The organism is Streptomyces sp. PCS3-D2, from assembly GCF_000612545.2.
Lineage (GTDB): Bacteria > Actinomycetota > Actinomycetes > Streptomycetales > Streptomycetaceae > Streptomyces.
The window spans coordinates 6,219,053-6,237,303 of sequence record NZ_CP097800.1; the positions used below are offsets into that span (position 1 = coordinate 6,219,053).

Here is an 18,251-nt window from a genome sequence, read left to right on the forward strand (position 1 = left end):
CCGCTTCCCGAACGAGTGGGCCTCGCCCGGCAGGGAAACCGCCGGGCAGGTCCCGCTCGTCCCGCTCGGCATGGACCTGCTGAAGGACCCCGACCTCGTGACCGGGCTGGGCCCGCTGCTCTCCGCGGAGGCTGCGGCCGAGGCCCCGGCCGCCGGAGTGGACGCGGCCGACCTCGAACAAGCCGTCTGGGTCAGGCTGCTGGAGAGCGGCCGCCGCGCGCCCGATCCCGAAGACCCCGCCGAACCGGCCCGCTGGCTGCGCCGGGCGGTACGGGCGGAGGCCAGGCTGGCCCGCCGCCGGGCCAGCCGCGAGATCCCCTACGGCCACCGCAGCCACTCCGCGGACGACGGTCCGCAGCCCCGTGCCGCCAGTGGGAGCGCACCCGAAGACGCCCTGCTGCACGGCGAGGAGAACCGCGTCCTGCGGTCGGCCGTCGCCCGGTTGCCCGGACGCTGTCCCGAGCTGATGAGGGCACTTCTTTCGCCCAGGGACCTCACATACCGTGAAATCGCAGGAGAGTTGGGTATCTCACAAGGAAGTTTAGGGCCCGTGCGTTCCCGTTGCCTGGGATGTCTGCGCAGAATGCTCGCGGCAGAGGTTGCGGCTCCTGGCCTTCGGGGAAGGGAGCGGTAGACCAACGGGCTACCAGGTGAGCTGGAGGCATGCGCACATGGGCATGAGCGTGACCATTTCGGCGGCGGTCGCCGAGGACGCCGAGCAGATCTTCAAACTGCAGTACCTGGCTTTCCAGCGCGAGGCAGAGCTGTACGGCAACTACCTCATCCAGCCGCTCACCCAGTCCCTGGACTCCCTGAAGGGGGAGCTCGCGAAGGACACCGTCCTCGTGGCCCGGCTCGGCGACGAGGTCGTCGGCACCGTGCGCGGCAGTGTGGACGAGGAGGGCACCGCGAAGATCGCCAAACTCTGCGTCCACCCGCGCCTGCAGGGCCACGGGCTCGGCGCGCGCCTGCTGCGCGCTGTGGAGGAGGCCCTCGCGAGCCCCGGCACCGCGACCCGCTTCCGCCTGCACACCGGTCACAAGAGCGAGTCCAACCTGCGCCTCTACCGCAAGGCCGGCTATGTGAAGGTCGGCGGGCGCACGGCGTCCGACGGCGTGCAGTTGGTGATCCTGGAGAAGGACGCCAAGGCCCCCACCGACTTCGCGGTCAGCGCCTGACCCGGCGTCAGCGCCTGCGCAGCCACAGCATCCCGGTGATCGGCAGGATCACCGGGATGAACAGATAGCCCATGCCGAACTGCGACCAGACGGTGGTGTCGGGGAAGGACTCCGGGCGCACCAGGGTCCAGGTGCCCACGGCCAGTACGCCCGCCAACTCCGCGGCGCAGCAGGCCAGTGCAGCCCGGCGCGCCGTCTCGCCGCCGCGCACGAGCGAGTAGGTGATGAAGGCGTACGCCAGCGCCGCCACCGCGGACAGCGAGTAGGCCAGCGGCGCCCGGTCGAACTCGGTGGAGATCTGGAAGGCCGACCGGGAGACCGCGCCCACCACCATCACCCCGTAGAGCCACACCAGCAGCAGCCCGGGTCCGGAGACCAGCCGCTTGCGCCCGGCGGGGGCGGCGGTCGTCGTGTCAGCGTCAGGCACCGGCGGTTCCCCAGATGTCGTAGAGCCGTACTTCGAGGACGGCGAGGACGACCGCGCCCGCGGCCACCGTCACCGATCCCCACTTGGTCCGCTCGGTCAGGGAGAGCAGCCCGGCGGCCGGTACCGCGGCGAAGGCGCCGAGCAGGTAGGCCACGAAGATCACCGAGCCCTCGTCGGGCCTCTCGCCCCGGCCCAGCTGGACCAGGCCGATCACCAGCTGGGCCAGGACCAGTACGGTCACGACGGCCATGCCGATGAAGTGCCAGTCCTTGGTCGGCTGGTCCCGCAGCGCGGCGAAACCGCACCAGGCGGCGAGGGCGAGTGCGGCCACGCCGATGGCGACCGTCAGGGCGTCGAGCATGCAGCGAGGGTATTACGGGCCGGAGAGCCCCGGGCGCGCGCCCCTTCTCCCGCGGCGGTCCCCACGTGGCCGCCGCTCCCGGGCGCCGTCCCCCGCGTCGTCGGCCGGACCGTGGTCTTGACCACAGAGGTGCCCGCCGCCCGACCCCGGCAGGTGGTCGGGGGGGCGGCCCGGGACGCCGTGTCGGCGCAGGTCGGCGGCATGATCGGCCGGGTGGGGCGGGTGGCTGCGTTCGGCCGATGGTGTCCGGTATGCGGCCGAAAAATGTCCGGTATCCGGACAGTTTTGATCGGTGAGGGGTCAGGTCTGCTTTACTGGGCCCATGACCACGACGAGCAGCCGCACCCTTGCGACCGAGGCGACCATGACGCCCGGTGCTCGCTGTATGTGTCGAATGCGCGCCTTCTGAGGGCCCCTTCCTGAGCCTCGCGCCCCGAAGCGAGACCGGCAGCGCCAGTGCGTCCCCACCGGATGGACCACCCGGCCTGCTCATGCCCCGCGCACACGTCGACGCCATCGATTTCTGACGGTTCGTCCCGTATCGCGTCCCCAGATGTTTGCCCCGTGCCCGGCAGCCCGCTGCGCCGTGCACTCGACAGCGACGGAATTCCTGTGATCACCACATCGGGCCTCACGAAGGTCTACCAGTCCCGTGGCCGCGAGGTCACCGCCCTGGACGGCGTCGACCTCCACGTCCGCGAGGGCGAGGTATACGGAGTCATCGGCCAGAGCGGCGCGGGCAAGTCCTCCCTGATCCGCTGCGTGAACCTGCTGGAGCGCCCCACCACCGGCACCGTGCACGTCGACGGGGTCGACCTCACGGCGCTCGCCGGCCGCGGCCGACGGGCCGGCAAGGAACTCCGCGAGGCCCGCAGCCGCATCGGCATGGTCTTCCAGCACTTCAACCTGCTGTCCTCGCGCACCGTCCAGGCCAACATCGAGCTGCCCCTGGAGATCCTCGGCGTCTCCGGCCGCGAGCGCTCCCGCAAGGCCCTCGAACTCCTCGACCTGGTCGGCCTCGGCGATAAGGCCAAGGCCTACCCCGCCCAGCTCTCCGGCGGCCAGAAGCAGCGCGTCGGCATCGCCCGCGCCCTGGCCGGCGACCCCAAGGTGCTGCTCTCCGACGAGGCCACCAGCGCCCTTGATCCCGAGACCACCCGCTCCGTCCTGAAGCTGCTGCGCGACCTCAACCAGCAGCTCGGCCTCACCGTACTGCTCATCACGCACGAGATGGACGTCGTCAAGACCGTCTGCGACTCGGCCGCGCTGATGAAGAAGGGCCGCATCGTCGAGTCCGGCACGGTCGCCGAGCTGCTCGCCACCCCCGGCTCCGAGCTCGCCGACGAGCTCTTCCCGGTCACCGGCACGGCCACCGGCCCCGACCGCACGGTCGTGGACGTCACCTTCCACGGCGAGGCCGCCGCCCAGCCGGTCATCTCGCAGCTCTCGCGTACGTACAACATCGACATCTCGATCCTCGGCGCCGCGATGGACACCGTCGCCGGCCGGCTGATCGGCCGCATGCGCATCGAACTGCCCGGCCGCTACGAGGACAACGTCGTGCCCGTCGGCTTCCTGCGCGAGCAGGGCCTCCAGGTCGACGTCGTCGACGACATCGACATCGACATCGACAACGAACTGGCCGAACTGGTCAAGGACGGTGCCCAGTGACCTGGTCCGAGATGCAGCCCCTGCTCACCCAGGGCACCTACGACACCCTCTACATGGTCCTGTGGTCCACCCTGGTCACCGTGGTCGGCGGACTGCCCATCGGCATCCTGCTCGTCCTGACCGACAAGGGCGGCCTGCTGCAGAACCAGCCGCTCAACAAGGTCCTCGGCGTGATCGTGAACATCGGCCGCTCGCTGCCGTTCATCATCCTGCTGATCTTCCTGATCCCGGTCACCACCGCCGTCGTCGGCACCTTCATCGGCCCCACCGCCATGATCGTCCCGCTCGCCGTCGGTGCGATCCCCTTCTTCGCCCGGCTCGTCGAGACCTCCGTCCGCGAGGTGGACCACGGCCTCGTCGAAGCCGTCGAGTCCATGGGCGGCGGCATCCCCACCCTGGTCGGCAAGGTGCTCCTGCCGCAGGCCCTGCCCTCCCTGGTCGCCGGCGTCACCACCACCGTCATCACCCTCGTCGGCTACTCCGCCATGGCGGGCGCCGTCGGCGGTGAAGGACTCGGCTCCAAGGCCATCACGTACGGCTTCCAACGCTTCGAGACCGGCTTCATGGTCGCCACGGTCGTGGTCCTCGTCGCCCTCGTCACCGTGGTCCAGCTGATCGGCGACGGCGCCGTCCGCCTCCTGGCCCGCCGCGGCCGGACGGCCTGACCGCCACACCACGGGCCGCGACCCCCACTGATTTCCCCACAGAGCCCGCACTTGTCGTGCTTGGGCCACCACCAGCAAGTCCTCGGTACTTGTTCAGCAAGAAAGGCACTCTTCGTGCGTAAGAACACCAAGCTCACCGCCCTCGCCGCCACCGCCACCGCGCTGACCCTCGGCCTCACCGCCTGCGGCAGCTCCTCGGACCCGTCCTCCGCCAAGGCCGACGGCGGCACGGCGGACGAGAGCAAGCCGCTTGTCATCGCGGCCTCCCCCAGCCCCCACGCCGACATCCTCGACTTCGTCAAGGACAAGCTCGCGGCGAAGGAAGGCCTCACGCTGGAGGTCAAGGAGTTCACCGACTACGTCCTGCCCAACACCGCCACCGAGCAGGGCCAGGTCGACGGCAACTACTTCCAGCACAAGCCGTACCTCGACGACTTCAACAAGAAGAACGGCACCCACGTCGTCCCCGTCGTGAACGTGCACCTGGAACCCCTCGGCCTCTACTCCAAGAAGGTCAAGGCGCTCTCCGACATCAAGGCCGGCCAGACCATCGCCGTGCCCAACGACACCACCAACGAAGGGCGCGCGCTCCAGCTGCTGGCCGCGAACAACCTGATCACCCTCAAGGAGGGGGTCGGCACCAGCGCCAAGCTGTCCGACATCACCGACAAGAAGGGCCTGGAGTTCAAGGAGCTGGAGGCCGCCACGGTCCCGCGCGCCCTGGGCGACGTCGATGCCGCGGTCATCAACGGCAACTACGCCCTCGAGGCCGACCTGGCGCCCGCCAAGGACGCACTCGTCCTGGAGAAGGCCGAGGGCAACCCGTACGCCAACTTCCTCGCGGTCAAGGACGGCAACCAGGGCGACCCGCGGATCCAGAAGCTCGCCAAGCTCCTGAACTCCGACGACGTCAAGAAGTTCATCGAGGAGAAGTACCAGGGCTCGGTCGTCCCGGCCTTCGGCACCCCCGCCTCCTGACCCCGCCGACCGCCCCGGTCGGGCCCGGACGGTCATGCATCTCGGCCCCGCACGCCCCTGTCGGCGCGCGGGGCCGAGTCCTGCCCGCTGCCGGAGCCGAGTCCTGCCCGCTCCCGGGCAACCCGGCCCTGCACATACCCCGTTCGATGCTGCATGCTGTGGCCTACGACCGTGGATCAGGTCCCGCACCGACCGACGGGACCACACCACGGTCGCATCGCACCACGGTCGCACCACGTTCTCAGGCATGGAGCTGCGCATGACTACCACCTTCCCGGACGTCACCATCAGCACGGAACGGCTGGTGCTGCGCCCGTTCGAGGAGGAGGACGTCACCGCGCTCGCCGAGATGATGAACGACGAGAACACCATCGCCTGGACCTCCGCGCCGCACCCCTACACCCGGGCCGACGCGCACGCGTGGGCCACCCGCGACTCCCACGCCGAACGCGCCGAGGGCGGCGGCATCGTCTTCGCCGTCACCGAGTTCCTCACCCAGCGCCTCGTGGGCATCGTCCACCTCCGCAACACCAACTGGCGCACCCGCGCCACCGAGGTGGGGTACATCACCGCGCCCTGGGCCCGTGGCGAGGGCTACGCCGGCGAGTCGGTCCTGGCCGTCGCACGATGGCTGTTCCGCGAGCAGGGGTTCGAGCGCCTCGAACTGCGCACCGCCGCCGACAACACCGCCTCCCAGCAGGTCGCCCAGAAGATCGGCTGCATCAGCGAGGGGGTCCTGCGCAACGCCTGGACCGTGCGCACGCAGACGGCAGACGGCGGCTGGGTCGACACCCGCACCGACCTCATCGTGTGGAGCCTCCTGCCCGAGGACCTCGACGAGGACGACGACTTCGACGGGTACGACGGGTACGAGAGCTACGACACCTACGGCGGCCACGGCGCACACCCGGGCCACACGGTCCCCGGACAGCGGTCCGACGCGATCGGCCGGCCGGTCGGCGCCGACCGGAAGTGAACCGGTGACCGGGTAGTCTCACCGTGCCCGCCCCTCCCCCCACACCAGGAGACAGACGACGATGGCCGACCGGGTCACGGTGATCGGCTGGGACGGATCCCCCCTGACCTCGGCCGCCCGGTCCGCGCTGTCCGCCGCAACCCTCGTGGCCGGAGCCGCCCACCACCTCGCGCTCCCCGAAGTCCCGCCCACCGCCGAGCGCATCCGCCTCGGCAGCCTGGGCCTGGCCGCCCGCCGCATCGCCGGCCACCGCGGCACCGCGGTGGTCCTCGCCGACGGTGACCCGGGCTTCTTCGGCGTCGTACGCACCCTGCGCGCCCCGGAGCACGGCCTGGAGGTCGAGGTCGTCCCCGCCGTCTCCTCCGTCGCGGCCGCCTTCGCCCGCGCCGGCATGCCCTGGGACGACGCCCAGGTCGTTGTCGCCCACCCCCGCACCCTGCGGCGGGCCGTCAACGTCTGTCGCGCCCACCCCAAGGTGGCCGTCCTCACCTCGCCCGGTGCCGGGCCCGCCGAACTCGCCCTGCTCCTCGACGGAGTCCACCGCACCTTCGTCGTCTGCGAGGAACTCGGCACGGACCGCGAGCAGGTGAGCGTCCTGACCTCCGACAAGGCCGCCGACCACAGCTGGCGCGACCCCAACGTCGTCATCGTCATCGGCGGCGCGGTACAGGCATCGGCCGGTGACCCGGCGTGGCTCCTCGGCCAAGGCCCCGCCCACTCCGGCGAACGCGGCTGGGCCCGCCCACAGGCCGGCGCGGGGGAGGGGGAGTCGGCCCTGCTGCACGCGGCGCAACTCGCCCGGCTCGGCCCGCGCACCGGCGACCTGGTCTGGGACATCGGCACCGGATCAGGCGGTGTGGCCGTGGACGCCGCCGCCCTCGGCGCCGCCGTCATCGCCGTCGACGCCGACCCCGCAGCCCGCGAGCGGGTGACCGCCGCGGCCCGCAACCGCGGAGTGCAACTGCAGTTCGTCGCCGGGCGGGCACCGCACGTCCTGGAGAACCTGCCCGAACCCGACGTCGTCCGGGTCGGCGGCGGAGGCGCCGAGGTCGTCGCGGCCGTCGCCGACCGGCGCCCCGAACGGATCGTCAGCCACGCCTTCACCCGCGACGACGCGGAGGCCATCGGCCGGACCCTCGCCGAACACGGTTACGAGGTCGAGTGCGCCCTCCTCCAGGCCGTCGGCCTGGACCCCCGCACGTGGGTCGAACAGGACCGTTCCGTGGTGTTCCTCCTGGCAGCCCAGCGCCCCGTGACCCGCTGAGACGGGGGCCGGGGTAGGCTGGCCGATCGTCGTACCGCGCCGACGTTTCGGGCATCGCGCCACGGCTCGGACACGCGACGTGGCGCAGTCCACAGAGGACCGTGGTGGTTATGGCCGCCACGATCGCGAACGGGCGCGACAATGCTTACTGGTTGTCGTGCAGGTGCGCGTGGGACGGACTCGTCGCACCCGCGACACCGCACGGCAGCTCCGCTCGGAGGCCTCGTGGGCGACCGGGTGATCGAAGAGGCAACACCGATGGGCGAGGGGTAAGCATGACTGACACCGGCCAGGTCCCGGGCGAGGGTCTCCCGGACAACACGGGCATGGTGGATCAGCAGGGCATCCCCGCGCCGGTCCAGATCCCGGCACCGATGCCCGGGTACGCCTTCCAGGACCTCATGGACAACCCGGCCGAGCCGGAAGACGAGGAGCTGCTGCTCATGCCGAGCGGCCAGGGCTCCTGGAGCGACCCGCAGGTCGTCCCGCAGGCCCCGGCCTTCCCGGTGGATCCCCAGCTCGGCGAGCCGCCGATGTACACCGACGCGTCCTACGGCTCCGTGCCCGCCTACCCCGGTGCCCCGGCGGCGTACCCGGAACCGGTCGCGTACACCGAGTTCCCCCAGCCGGGCTTCCCCGACGGCTCCTACAGCGCCGGCGCCCACGAGACGGGCGGCCGGGATTCCGGTGCGCTCGACCTCGGCGGGCTCGTCGTCCCGCCGCCCGCGGCTCCGGAGGCCTCCGCGGCCTCCGTCCGGCGCCCGCTGCACATGGGCCCGCCGGTGCCCGACGCGACCGGCGGAGTCGTACGCTCCCTCGCGGACCGCGGGCCGGCCACCGCGCCCGCCCAGCCCGCCCCGCTCGCCTCCGCGGTCGCCGCCGCCGTGCCCGCCACCCCGCTCCACCAGGCCGGCCCCCCGACCGTCGGGCCCGAGTACCTGGACGTCCCGCGTGCGGAGGCCGCCCAGGAGCCGGCCCCGCAGCTCGGCGAGGTCCCGCCGCAGGCCGGGGCGCCGTGGACGGCGGAGCCGGTCCCCGCGCCGGCGCAGGCCGAGGCCGCCCGGGCCCCCGAGCCGGCCGAGGCCCCCGCGCCCGTACCGACCACCGTGGAGCCCGAGCCGGAGCCGACGGCCGTGGCGGCACGGCCGTCGGCTCAGCCGGCGCAGCCCGAGGACGTTCCGGCCGAGGCGATCGCCGTGCCGGCGGAGCCTCCCGCGCCCGTGGCCGCGGCGGCTCCTGCAACCGCTCCCGAGGCGGTCGTGCCCGATCCGGTCGCCGTTCCGGCGGAGGCCGAGCCGGTTGCGTCCGTCGAGGCCGTCGTCGGCGGGCCGGTCCCGCCGGTGCCGGCCGAGGCCGTGGCTCCCGTGGCTCCCGAGCCGGTGGCCGCGGAGCCGTCGGTCGAGGCCGTCGCCGCCGCGGAGCCCGCCGAGCAGGTCGTGCCTGAGCAGGTCGTGCCTGAGCAGGTCGTGGCCGAGCAGGTCGTGGCCGAGGCGGTCGCCGCCGCGGAGCCCGCCGAGCAGGTTGTGCCCGATCCGGTCGCCGTTCCGGCGGAGGCCGAGCCGGTTGCGTCCGTCGAGGCCGTCGTCGTCGAGCCGGTCCCGCCGGTGCCGGCCGAGGCCGTGGCTCCCGTGGCTCCCGAGCCGGTGGCCGCGGAGCCGGTGGCCGAGGCCGTCGCCGCTACGGAGCCCGCCGAGCCCGTCGTGCCAGTCGTGTCCGAGCCCGTCGTGTCCGCGCCGGCCGAGGCCGTCGCCGCAGAGTCGGAACCCGGCGCCCTGCCCGGGACGCCCGTCACGGTCGAACCCGTCGCCGGTGACCCGGCCCCCGGCTACGACGACGCCGAGCGCGAGGCCGTCCTGCGCGTCATGCGCGAGCGCCGTGACATCCGCAAGGGCTTCCGGACCGACCCGATCCCGCACGAGGTGCTGCTCCGCGTCCTGGAGGCGGCCCACACCGCGCCCAGCGTCGGCCACTCCCAGCCCTGGGACTTCGTCGTCATCCGCTCGGCCGAGACCCGCCGGACGATGCACGAGCTCGCCCAGCGCCAGCGCGAGGCGTATGCGAAGTCGCTGCCCAAGGGCCGGGCGAAGCAGTTCAAGGAACTCAAGATCGAGGCCATCCTCGACACCCCGGTGAACATCGTCGTCACCGCCGACCCCACCCGCGGCGGCCGCCACACCCTCGGCCGGCACACCCAGCCGCAGATGGCCCCGTACTCCTCGGCCCTCGCCGTCGAGAACCTCTGGCTCGCCGCGCGCGCCGAGGGCCTCGGCGTCGGCTGGGTCAGCTTCTTCGACGAGCGCGAGATGGTGCGCGAGCTCGGCCTGCCGGAGCACCTGGAGGTCGTCGCGTACCTGTGCGTCGGCTACGTCGACGAGTTCCCGGAGGAGCCCGAGCTGGCCCAGGCCGGCTGGTCGCAGCGGCGCCCGCTCTCCTGGGTGGTGCACGAGGAGACCTACGGCCGCCGCGCCCTGCCCGGAGAGGAGCCGCACGACCTCCTCTCCGAGACGGTCGCCAGCATCCGCCCGCTCGACGCCAAGGCGCTCGGCGAGGCATGGGAGCGGCAGAAGCGCATGACCAAGCCCGCCGGGGCCCTCGGCATGCTGGAGATCATCTCCGCTCAGCTCGCGGGTCTGTCCCGGGTCTGCCCGCCGCCGATCCCGGAGCCGGCGGCGGTCGCGATCTTCGCCGGGGACCATGGCGTCCACGCCCAGGGCGTGACCCCCTGGCCGCAGGAGGTCACCACCCAGATGGTGGCCAACTTCCTGGGCGGCGGAGCGGTCTGCAACGCCTTCGCCAACCAGGTCGGCGCCGAGGTCTGCGTGGTCGACGTCGGTGTCGCCGGGGACCTCCCGGCCACCCCCGGCCTGCTGCCGCGCAAGGTCCGCCCCGGCACGGCAGACCTCTCCACCGGCCCCGCGATGACCCGCGAGGAGGCCGTCGCCGCCATCGAGGTGGGCATCGAGACGGCCCGCGACCTGGTCGCGGCCGGGAACAAGGCGCTCCTGACGGGCGAGATGGGCATCGCGAACACCACCGTCTCCGCCGCCCTCATCTCGGTCTTCACGGGCGTCGACCCGTCCGAGGTCACCGGCCGCGGAACGGGCATCAACGACGAGACCCACGCCCGCAAGGTCGACGTCGTCCGCCGTGCCCTCGAACTCCACCAGCCGGATCCGGCGGACCCGATCGGCGTCCTCGCGGCGATCGGCGGCCTGGAGCACGCGGCCATCGTCGGTCTCCTGCTGGGCGGCGCGTCCCTGCGCACACCGGTGCTCCTGGACGGCGTCAGCGCCGGCGCCGCCGCCCTGGTGGCCCGCGCCATCGCGCCCGAGTCCCTGTCCGCCTGCATCGCGGGCCACCGCAGCGCCGAGCCGGGCCACGTGGCGGCCCTGAACAAGCTGGGCCTGCGGCCGCTGGTCGACCTGGACCTGCGCCTGGGCGAGGGCACGGGCGCCCTGCTGGCCCTCCCGCTGGTCCAGAGTGCGGCCCGCGCGATGCACGAGGTCGCCACCTTCGACTCGGCGGGCGTCACCGAGAAGTAGGGCCCGGGCCAGCCCCCGGAGCGGGCCTGTCCCACGGAGTGCCGTGAGGCGGCGCCCCTCCGGGATGCCCCGCGGGCCCCGGCCGGGCGGGCCCCGCCGGCACGGCGCCGGCCCGCACCCCGCGGAGACCACCGGAGCGGCGCCGCCCCGCCGCGAAGCCCTCGCGGCCCCGGCCGGACCGCCGCGCGCACGACCGGACCTTCCGGCGCCCGAGGCGCTGGGCCGGGGCGGAGCCCCGGGAGGGGCGCAGCCCCGTCCGCGCTGTGGGACGGCCCGCGCCGTATGGTGGACCCGCACCAGGAACCCGCACGTCAGTACCCCGCCAGTACCCTCGCCGCTCCAGAGCCGCAGCGGCACGACAGAACGACCGCCGCATCAGGAGCCGCACCGCCATGGCCGACACCCCCGCCTACCCCGTAGGACTCCGCCTCGCCGGCCGCCGCGTCGTCGTCATCGGCGGTGGCCAGGTCGCCCAGCGGCGACTCCCCGCGCTGGTCGCGGCCGGCGCCGACGTCCTGCTCGTCTCGCCCTCCGCCACCCCCTCGGTGGACGCGATGGCCGAGACCGGCGAGATCCGCTGGGAACGCCGCCGCTACCAGGACGGCGACCTCGCCGGGGCCTGGTACGCCCTGATCGCCACGCAGCACCGCGAGGTCAACGAGCGGGCCTCCGCCGAGGCCGAGCGTGAGCGCGTCTGGTGCGTGCGTGCCGACGACGCCGCGGCGGCCACCGCGTGGACCCCGGCCACCGGCCGCATCGAGGGCGTCACGGTCGCCGTGCTGACGGGCAACGATCCCCGCCGCTCCGCCGCCGTCCGCGACGCCGTGGTCGAGGGCCTCCGCGACGGCAGCCTCGCCGCCCCGGGACACCGCCACAAGTCCACCCCCGGCGTCGCCCTCGTCGGCGGCGGCCCCGGCGACCCCGACCTGATCACGGTGCGCGGCCGCCGCCTCCTCGCCGAGGCGGACGTGGTCATCGCCGACCGGCTCGGCCCCCGCGACCTGCTGGACGAGCTCCCCCCGCACGTCGAGGTCATCGACGCCGCGAAGATCCCGTACGGCCGGTACATGGCCCAGGAGGCCATCAACAACGCGCTGATCGAGCACGCCAGGGCGGGCAAGGCCGTGGTCCGGCTCAAGGGCGGCGACCCGTACGTCTTCGGCCGCGGCATGGAGGAGCTCCAGGCCCTCGCCGAGGCCGGCATCGCCTGCACCGTGGTCCCCGGCATCTCCAGTTCCATCTCGGTCCCCAGCGCCGCCGGCATCCCGGTCACCCACCGCGGGGTCGCCCACGAGTTCACCGTGGTCAGCGGTCACGTCGGCCCCGACGACCCGCGTTCCCTCGTGGACTGGGCCTCCCTCGCCAAGCTCACCGGCACCCTCGTGATCCTCATGGGCGTCGACAAGATCGGACTGATCGCCGAGGCGCTCGTGCGCCACGGCCGCCCCGCGGACACCCCGGTCGCGGTCGTCCAGGAGGGCACCACGGCCACCCAGCGCCGCGTGGACGCCACCCTGGCCACGGTCGGTGCGACGGTCCGCGCCGAGGAGGTCCGCCCGCCCGCGGTCATCATCATCGGCGAGGTCGTCCGCGTCGGAACCCCGGACGTTCCCACCACCAGCGCCTGACAGGCCGTTGGCACCGCACCCAGGACAAGGCAGTATCACCCTGTGGCTGATCTCATCACCATCACCGACCCCGACGACCCCCGGCTGCGCGACTACACGGGCCTGACCGACGTCGAACTCCGGCGCAGGCGCGAGCCGGCGGAAGGCCTCTTCATCGCCGAGGGCGAGAAGGTCATCAGACGGGCCAAGGACGCCGGTTACGAGATGCGCTCGATGCTGCTGTCCGCCAAGTGGGTCGACGTCATGCGCGACGTCATCGACGAGATCCCGGCACCGGTCTACGCCGTCAGCCCCGATCTGGCCGAGCGCGTCACGGGCTACCACGTGCACCGCGGGGCCCTCGCCTCCATGCAGCGCAAGCCGCTGCCGGCGGCCGAGGAACTCCTCGCCACCACCCGCCGCGTGGTCGTCATGGAGGCGGTCAACGACCACACCAACATCGGGGCCATCTTCCGCAGCGCCGCCGCCCTCGGAATGGACGCGGTGCTGCTGTCCCCCGACTGCGCGGATCCGCTCTACCGGCGCTCGGTCAAGGTCTCCATGGGCGCGGTGTTCTCCGTCCCCTACGCCCGCCTGGAGGCCTGGCCCAAGAGCCTGGACTCGGTGCGCGAGGCCGGCTTCAAGCTGCTCGCGCTGACCCCGCACGAGAAGGCGACGCCCATCGACGTGGCCGCCCCGCAGTCCCTGGAGCGGGTCGCGCTGATGCTGGGCGCCGAGGGCGACGGCCTGTCCACGCGGGCGCTGGTCGCGGCCGACGAGTGGGTGCGCATCCCGATGGCCCACGGCGTGGACTCGTTGAACGTGGGCGCCGCCGCGGCGGTCGCCTTCTACGCGGTGGCCCAGGACCGATAGCGCCCGGCGGCGTCACAGCTTCTGGGCGGCCGCGATGCCCAGCGCCACGATCAGCGTCACCACGATGAACACGATCAGGCGCTGGCGCATCAGCCTCGGGTCCGGCCGTGCGGGGCGCCGCCCCGCGCCCGTCGTCCTGGGCGCCGGGCGGCCGCCCGTGCGCCCCGCCGTCGGCCGGGAGGACGGACCGCCGGAACCGCGCGGGTTGCGCGAGGAGGAGGGCCGCGAGTGCGGGCCGCCCGACGAGCCGCCCTGCGCCCTGGGCGCGCCGCCGCCGGTACGGCGCTCCGTACGCCGTTCCGCGTGCTCCAGGGCGCCTTCGGGCAGCCGTCCCGTGGGCCGGTCGGTCCGTGCCCGCTGTGCCGGCGGACGGCCGTCCGACAGCCCCTGCGCCTCGCGGGCCGCGATCTCCTTGAGCCGCATCGACAGCTGGAGCGTGCTGGGCCGCTCCTCGGGGTCCTTGGCCAGGCAGGCCCGTACGAGGGGCGCCAGGGCGTCCGGGACGCCCTGCAGGTGCGGCTCCTCGTGCACGACGCGGTACAGCATGACCTCGGAACTGCCGTGCCCGAAGGGCGAGTCGGCGGTGGCCGCGTAGGCGAGGGTGGCGCCGAGCGCGAAGACGTCCGTGGCCGGGGTGACGGCGGCGCCGCGTACCTGCTCGGGCGCGAGGAAGCCGGGGGAGCCCACGGCCGTGCCCACATGGGTGAGCGTGCTCGCACCCGTGGCCCAGGCGATCCCGAAGTCGATGATCCTGGGGCCCTTGGGGGACAGGAGGATGTTCGACGGTTTGAGGTCCCGGTGGACGACTCCCGCCTCGTGGACGGCGACCAGTCCCTCGGAGAGCGCGGCGCCCACGGCGGCGATCTGCGCGGCCGTCAGGGGACCCTCCTCGGCCACCTTGTCGTGCAGCGAGGGACCGGGCACGTACTGGGTGGCGAACCACGGCCGCTCGGCCTCCAGGTCCGCGGCGACCAGGCGCGCCGTGCATCCGCCCCGGATGCGCCGAGCGGCGGACACCTCGCGGGCGAACCGCGAGCGGAACTCCTGGTCCTCGGCCAGATCCGGCCGGATGACCTTGAGGGCGACGCGCTGTCCGCGCCGGTCCGATCCCAGGTAGACCACGCCCATGCCGCCGGCCCCGAGCCGCCGGTGCAGTCTGAACGAGCCGACGACACGCGGGTCCTCGCGCCGGAGCCGCATCATCGCCATGTCCACCCCGCTGACCGGTCGTCCTGTTGACGTGCCACAGCTTACGGACCATCCGGCATGCGTGCTCAGAGGCCGCGCCCTCGTCGGGAGATTCGATCGTCAGTGCGGCGCAGCACTCTTGAGAGAGCATCAGGGATCCGGCCCGCCGGTCCGGCCGCGATCGGCGCCTGGCCCAAACGGCCCATCGGGCAAGGGGATTGACGCTTCGGAGCAGGTCGGAGCGCACCGGGGCGTGCGCCGGCGCCGTGGTGACCCGAGCCGATCCCGCCCATGCCCCATCGACGGACACGCATGCGCAGGGAGTGACGAAAGTGAGGGAAGTCACTACCCTCCGGTCATCCCTTCCGGGATGACCCCGACGCGGGGAGGAAGCTCTCCACCCAGGGGAGTACACCGCGCGGTCGCCCTCATCCTCCTGGAGGCCCGGCAATGGGTACGAGGGCATGAGGCCGGCGGCCGTCCGCCCGCCTAGTGTTGAGGTCAAGCGGCGGGTGATGCACTCGTCCCCCGAGGTCAAGAACCCGCCGCTGTCAGACGACAGGGGAGAGGGCCATGGCGGACACCGCACGGCAGGGACGCAAGGCATTCGCGTTCAACGGCCATGAGTCCGGCACTCGCCACCCGCTGGTGGCCGCGGCCATGGTGCTCCCCCTGGCCGCCCTGCTGCTCTTCCTCTTCGGAGGGTTCGACCAGCTGGCGGCACAGGCGTCGTCCGTGGGCATGATGCCGGGGCGCTGAGCGGCGCCCCGGGCCCGGGAGAGCGGTCCGGGCCGGGACATCGGGCCTGCTGTACCCCGTGGGGACGGGGGCGCGGCGGACGGCAGGTGAAGGGTGCTGCCCGCACGGCTGGGGAGTCGTGCGGGCAGCACCCTTTTCGGCGTCCGCACCGGAGTTCCGCACCCGTGTGGACGAACGCGAAAGCCCCGGCCGTGGAGGGCCGGGGCTTTTCGGTGGTGCGCGATACTGGGATTGAACCAGTGACCTCTTCCGTGTCAGGGAAGCGCTCTCCCGCTGAGCTAATCGCGCGGGACCGCGGTGCAAAACCGCAGGTGATGCCTGTACTGCGTGCGCGATACTGGGATTGAACCAGTGACCTCTTCCGTGTCAGGGAAGCGCTCTCCCGCTGAGCTAATCGCGCGGGGATCCTTGCGGATCAGTGGACGATACTGGGATTGAACCAGTGACCTCTTCCGTGTCAGGGAAGCGCTCTCCCGCTGAGCTAATCGTCCTTGGAGGTGGAGACGGGATTTGAACCCGTGTAGACGGCTTTGCAGGCCGTTGCCTCGCCTCTCGGCCACTCCACCATGGAGCTGCAGGGGTTCTCGGGAAGATCCCCCACTTCGAGCGGACGACGAGACTCGAACTCGCGACATCCACCTTGGCAAGGTGGTGCTCTACCAACTGAGCTACGTCCGCAGGTCACCGTGTTCGCTCCGGGGTTTCCCCCTTCGCTCCCTGGCGACGTGTTGAACTCTAGCGGATTCCCGGGCCAGCTCAAAAACGCGTTTCCGCAGCGTGCTGCCGCGCGATCACCACAGGTCACCCAGTCGTCACCGCACCGGCGCCCTCGCGTCACCGGTCATAGACTCGCAGCCGTGCACGACCTGCCCCCCATGGCCCGCTTCGGCGGCCTCCTCGCGACCGACCTGCGGGATGTCACCAGTGATCCCGCCGCCCTCGACTCCACCGGCTTCTGGGCCGTGACCGCCGACTTCGAAGGGCGCCTCGTCTGTGCGCGTTTCGGGGACGTCCGGCCCGACCCTGTCCCCGCGCCCGTGCCGGGCGCCTGGCACGGCCCCGAGGCCGACCGGTGGACCTCCTCCCTCGACCGGGCCGCGTACGTCGCCGGAGTGCGCCGCATCCGCGAGCACATCGCGGCCGGTGAGGTCTACCAGGCCAACCTCTGCCGCGTGATGTCCGCGCCGCTGCCGCGTGTGGACCGGGCCGATGTCGACGCCCTCACCGCGCTCCTCGCGCGCGGCAATCCCGCACCCTTCGCAGGAACGATTCGTCTCGCCGCCCACGGCGTGGAGATCGCCACCGCCTCGCCCGAGCTGTACCTGCGCCGCGAGGGCCGCCGCGTGGAGTCCGGACCCATCAAGGGCACCGGCCGCACCGCCGGCGACCTCCTCCCCAAGGACCACGCCGAGAACGTGATGATCGTGGACCTCGTGCGCAACGACCTGGGCCGGGTCTGCGCCACGGGGTCGGTGTCCGTCCCCGAGCTGTGCGCCGTCGAGGAGCACCCCGGCCTCGTGCACCTCGTCTCCACGGTGAGCGGCGAACTGGCCGACGGCGCCGGCTGGCCCGAACTGCTCGCCGCAACCTTCCCGCCCGGATCCGTCACGGGCGCGCCCAAGTCCTCCGCCCTGCGGATCATCGAGGCCCTGGAGACCGCCCCGCGCGGCCCCTACTGCGGAGGCATCGGATGGGTCGACGCGGACCGCGGCACCGGCGAGCTCGCCGTCGGCATCCGTACCTTCTGGATAGACCGGGCGGCCCCCGGCGGCCCCCGCCTGCTCTTCGGCACGGGGGCCGGCATCACCTGGGGCTCCGACCCCGACCGCGAGTGGGCGGAGACCGAGCTCAAAGCGGCCCGCCTGCTGCGGGTCGCGGCGGGACGGGAGACCGGCGGCAGCGCCCAAGGAGCGAACGGCACCACCGGAAGGACAGCACCATGAGAATCTGGCTCGACGGAGCCCTGCGGGACGCCGACAGCGCGACGGTGTCCGTCCTCGACCACGGGCTCACCGTGGGAGACGGCGTCTTCGAGACGCTCAAGACGCAGCGCGGCCGGGCGTTCGCGCTCACCCGCCACCTGGAACGGCTGACCCGCTCCGCCCGGGGCCTCGGCCTCCCCGACCCCGACCTCGACGAGGTGCGCCGCGCCTGCGCCGCGGTCCTGGAGGCCGACCCCGTCGAACACGGGCGGCTGCGCCTCACCTACACCGCCGGCGTCGCCCCGCTCGGCTCCGACCGCGGCGCCGCCGGGCCCACCCTGATCGCCGCCGTCGCCCCCTCCCCCCGCCGCCCGGACACCACCGCCGTCGTCACGGTCCCCTGGGTCCGCAACGAGCGTTCCGCCGTGGCCGGCCTGAAGACCACCTCGTACGCGGAGAACGTGGTCGCGCTCGCCGCCGCGCACCAGGCGGGCGCCTCCGAGGCGCTTCTGGCCAACACCGTCGGCAGGCTCTGCGAGGGCACCGGCTCCAACGTGTTCGTCGTGCTCGACGGGGAACTGCACACCCCGCCCCTGGAATCAGGCTGCCTCGCCGGAATCACCCGTGCCCTCATCGTCGACTGGGCCGGCGCCAAGGAGACGGACCTGCCCTTCGACGTCCTCGAACGCGCCGAGGAGGTCTTCGTGACCTCCTCGCTGCGCGACGCCCAGGCGGTGGTCCGCCTCGACGGCCGGGAACTGGGCACCGGGCCCGGACCGGTCACGGCCGAGGTCATGCGGATCTTCGAGGTGAAGGCCGGAGCCGACCTCGATCCGTGAA

At 73.0% G+C, this 18,251-nt stretch carries 16 protein-coding genes and 5 tRNA genes; 13 read left to right on the forward strand and 8 right to left on the reverse strand.

Features of this window, described 5'->3' with window-relative positions; translation table 11 throughout:
- Nucleotides 1–70: 70 nt before the first annotated feature.
- Together AW27_RS27825 and AW27_RS27830 are read left to right on the forward strand one after the other, a co-directional pair.
- A complete protein-coding gene (locus AW27_RS27825; protein ID WP_078556861.1) occupies nt 71–634 on the forward strand; it encodes an RNA polymerase sigma factor in 564 nt (187 codons plus the stop codon).
- A 37-nt stretch (nt 635–671) separates the two neighbouring features.
- On the forward strand, nt 672–1,178 hold the full coding sequence (locus tag AW27_RS27830; protein ID WP_037925960.1) for a GNAT family N-acetyltransferase: 507 nt from the start codon (nt 672–674) through the stop codon (nt 1,176–1,178).
- A 7-nt stretch (nt 1,179–1,185) separates the two neighbouring features.
- On the opposite strand, the gene AW27_RS27835 is transcribed toward AW27_RS27830, so the two are convergent.
- Together AW27_RS27835 and AW27_RS27840 are read right to left on the reverse strand one after the other, a co-directional pair.
- Nucleotides 1,186–1,605: a hypothetical protein gene (locus AW27_RS27835; protein WP_037925963.1), complete on the reverse strand. Its 420-nt coding sequence runs from the start codon at nt 1,603–1,605 to the stop codon at nt 1,186–1,188.
- Nucleotides 1,598–1,966 (reverse strand): hypothetical protein, encoded by a 369-nt coding sequence (locus AW27_RS27840; protein ID WP_037925965.1) that lies wholly within the window; start codon nt 1,964–1,966, stop codon nt 1,598–1,600. The genes AW27_RS27835 and AW27_RS27840 overlap by 8 nt, the downstream gene beginning before the upstream one ends.
- 612 nt (nt 1,967–2,578) lie before the next feature.
- On the opposite strand from AW27_RS27840, the gene AW27_RS27845 reads away from it, so the two are divergent.
- From AW27_RS27845 to AW27_RS27880, 8 genes are all read left to right on the forward strand, one after another.
- Entirely contained in the window at nt 2,579–3,637 is a 1,059-nt protein-coding gene (locus tag AW27_RS27845; protein WP_037925967.1) for a methionine ABC transporter ATP-binding protein, read from the forward strand.
- A complete protein-coding gene (locus AW27_RS27850; protein WP_037925969.1) occupies nt 3,634–4,302 on the forward strand; it encodes a methionine ABC transporter permease in 669 nt (222 codons plus the stop codon). Before AW27_RS27845 ends, AW27_RS27850 begins: the two co-directional genes overlap by 4 nt.
- Nucleotides 4,303–4,416: 114 nt before the next feature.
- Entirely contained in the window at nt 4,417–5,280 is an 864-nt protein-coding gene (locus tag AW27_RS27855; RefSeq protein ID WP_037925976.1) for a MetQ/NlpA family ABC transporter substrate-binding protein, read from the forward strand.
- A gap of 259 nt (nt 5,281–5,539) precedes the next feature.
- A complete protein-coding gene (locus AW27_RS27860; protein ID WP_037925977.1) occupies nt 5,540–6,256 on the forward strand; it encodes a GNAT family N-acetyltransferase in 717 nt (238 codons plus the stop codon).
- A gap of 61 nt (nt 6,257–6,317) precedes the next feature.
- On the forward strand, nt 6,318–7,520 hold the full coding sequence (gene cbiE, locus AW27_RS27865; RefSeq protein WP_037925978.1) for a precorrin-6y C5,15-methyltransferase (decarboxylating) subunit CbiE: 1,203 nt from the start codon (nt 6,318–6,320) through the stop codon (nt 7,518–7,520).
- 275 nt (nt 7,521–7,795) lie between these two features.
- On the forward strand, nt 7,796–11,062 hold the full coding sequence (gene cobT / locus AW27_RS27870) for a nicotinate-nucleotide--dimethylbenzimidazole phosphoribosyltransferase (RefSeq protein ID WP_037925980.1): 3,267 nt from the start codon (nt 7,796–7,798) through the stop codon (nt 11,060–11,062).
- Between the two features lie 392 nt (nt 11,063–11,454).
- Nucleotides 11,455–12,690, forward strand: coding sequence for a uroporphyrinogen-III C-methyltransferase (gene cobA, locus AW27_RS27875; protein ID WP_037925982.1), 1,236 nt, complete (start codon nt 11,455–11,457; stop codon nt 12,688–12,690).
- A gap of 42 nt (nt 12,691–12,732) precedes the next feature.
- The gene (locus AW27_RS27880; RefSeq protein ID WP_037925984.1) at nt 12,733–13,542 is read left to right on the forward strand and encodes a TrmH family RNA methyltransferase; all 810 of its coding nucleotides are present in this window, start codon (nt 12,733–12,735) and stop codon (nt 13,540–13,542) included.
- Between the two features lie 12 nt (nt 13,543–13,554).
- Here the strand turns inward: AW27_RS27880 and AW27_RS27885 are convergent, their stop codons facing one another.
- Entirely contained in the window at nt 13,555–14,757 is a 1,203-nt protein-coding gene (locus tag AW27_RS27885) for a serine/threonine-protein kinase (protein WP_078556863.1), read from the reverse strand.
- A 546-nt stretch (nt 14,758–15,303) separates the two neighbouring features.
- On the opposite strand from AW27_RS27885, the gene AW27_RS27890 reads away from it, so the two are divergent.
- Nucleotides 15,304–15,489 carry a hypothetical protein gene (locus AW27_RS27890; RefSeq protein ID WP_037925987.1) on the forward strand — a complete coding sequence of 62 codons (186 nt, stop codon included), beginning with the start codon at nt 15,304–15,306 and terminating at the stop codon, nt 15,487–15,489.
- 213 nt (nt 15,490–15,702) lie between these two features.
- On the opposite strand, the gene AW27_RS27895 is transcribed toward AW27_RS27890, so the two are convergent.
- The 5 genes from AW27_RS27895 to AW27_RS27915 form a co-directional block, all read right to left on the reverse strand.
- Nucleotides 15,703–15,777 (reverse strand) — tRNA-Val (locus tag AW27_RS27895).
- Nucleotides 15,778–15,817: 40 nt separating this feature from the next.
- Nucleotides 15,818–15,889, reverse strand: a tRNA-Val gene (locus AW27_RS27900).
- Between the two features lie 19 nt (nt 15,890–15,908).
- A tRNA-Val gene (locus AW27_RS27905) sits at nt 15,909–15,980 on the reverse strand.
- Between the two features lies 1 nt (nt 15,981).
- A tRNA-Cys gene (locus tag AW27_RS27910) sits at nt 15,982–16,055 on the reverse strand.
- A 39-nt stretch (nt 16,056–16,094) separates the two neighbouring features.
- Nucleotides 16,095–16,167: transfer RNA gene (locus AW27_RS27915), tRNA-Gly, on the reverse strand.
- A gap of 179 nt (nt 16,168–16,346) precedes the next feature.
- Here AW27_RS27915 and AW27_RS27920 point away from each other — a divergent pair.
- Nucleotides 16,347–17,432, forward strand: a complete 1,086-nt coding sequence (locus AW27_RS27920) for a chorismate-binding protein (protein ID WP_037925990.1) — start codon at nt 16,347–16,349, stop codon at nt 17,430–17,432.
- On the forward strand, nt 17,429–18,250 hold the full coding sequence (locus AW27_RS27925; protein ID WP_037925999.1) for an aminotransferase class IV: 822 nt from the start codon (nt 17,429–17,431) through the stop codon (nt 18,248–18,250). The genes AW27_RS27920 and AW27_RS27925 overlap by 4 nt, the downstream gene beginning before the upstream one ends.
- The last annotated feature ends 1 nt before the right edge of the window (nt 18,251 follow it).

Coding starts and splice junctions, on each gene's coding strand:
- AW27_RS27825 (WP_078556861.1), top strand. CDS start 71: ATGGACCTGCTGAAGGACCCCGACCTCGTGACCGGGCTGGGCCCGCTG.
- AW27_RS27830 (WP_037925960.1), top strand. CDS start 672: ATGGGCATGAGCGTGACCATTTCGGCGGCGGTCGCCGAGGACGCCGAG.
- AW27_RS27840 (WP_037925965.1), bottom strand. CDS start 1,966: ATGCTCGACGCCCTGACGGTCGCCATCGGCGTGGCCGCACTCGCCCTC.
- AW27_RS27860 (WP_037925977.1), top strand. CDS start 5,540: ATGACTACCACCTTCCCGGACGTCACCATCAGCACGGAACGGCTGGTG.
- cbiE (WP_037925978.1), top strand. CDS start 6,318: ATGGCCGACCGGGTCACGGTGATCGGCTGGGACGGATCCCCCCTGACC.
- cobT (WP_037925980.1), top strand. CDS start 7,796: ATGACTGACACCGGCCAGGTCCCGGGCGAGGGTCTCCCGGACAACACG.
- cobA (WP_037925982.1), top strand. CDS start 11,455: ATGGCCGACACCCCCGCCTACCCCGTAGGACTCCGCCTCGCCGGCCGC.
- AW27_RS27890 (WP_037925987.1), top strand. CDS start 15,304: ATGGCGGACACCGCACGGCAGGGACGCAAGGCATTCGCGTTCAACGGC.
- AW27_RS27925 (WP_037925999.1), top strand. CDS start 17,429: ATGAGAATCTGGCTCGACGGAGCCCTGCGGGACGCCGACAGCGCGACG.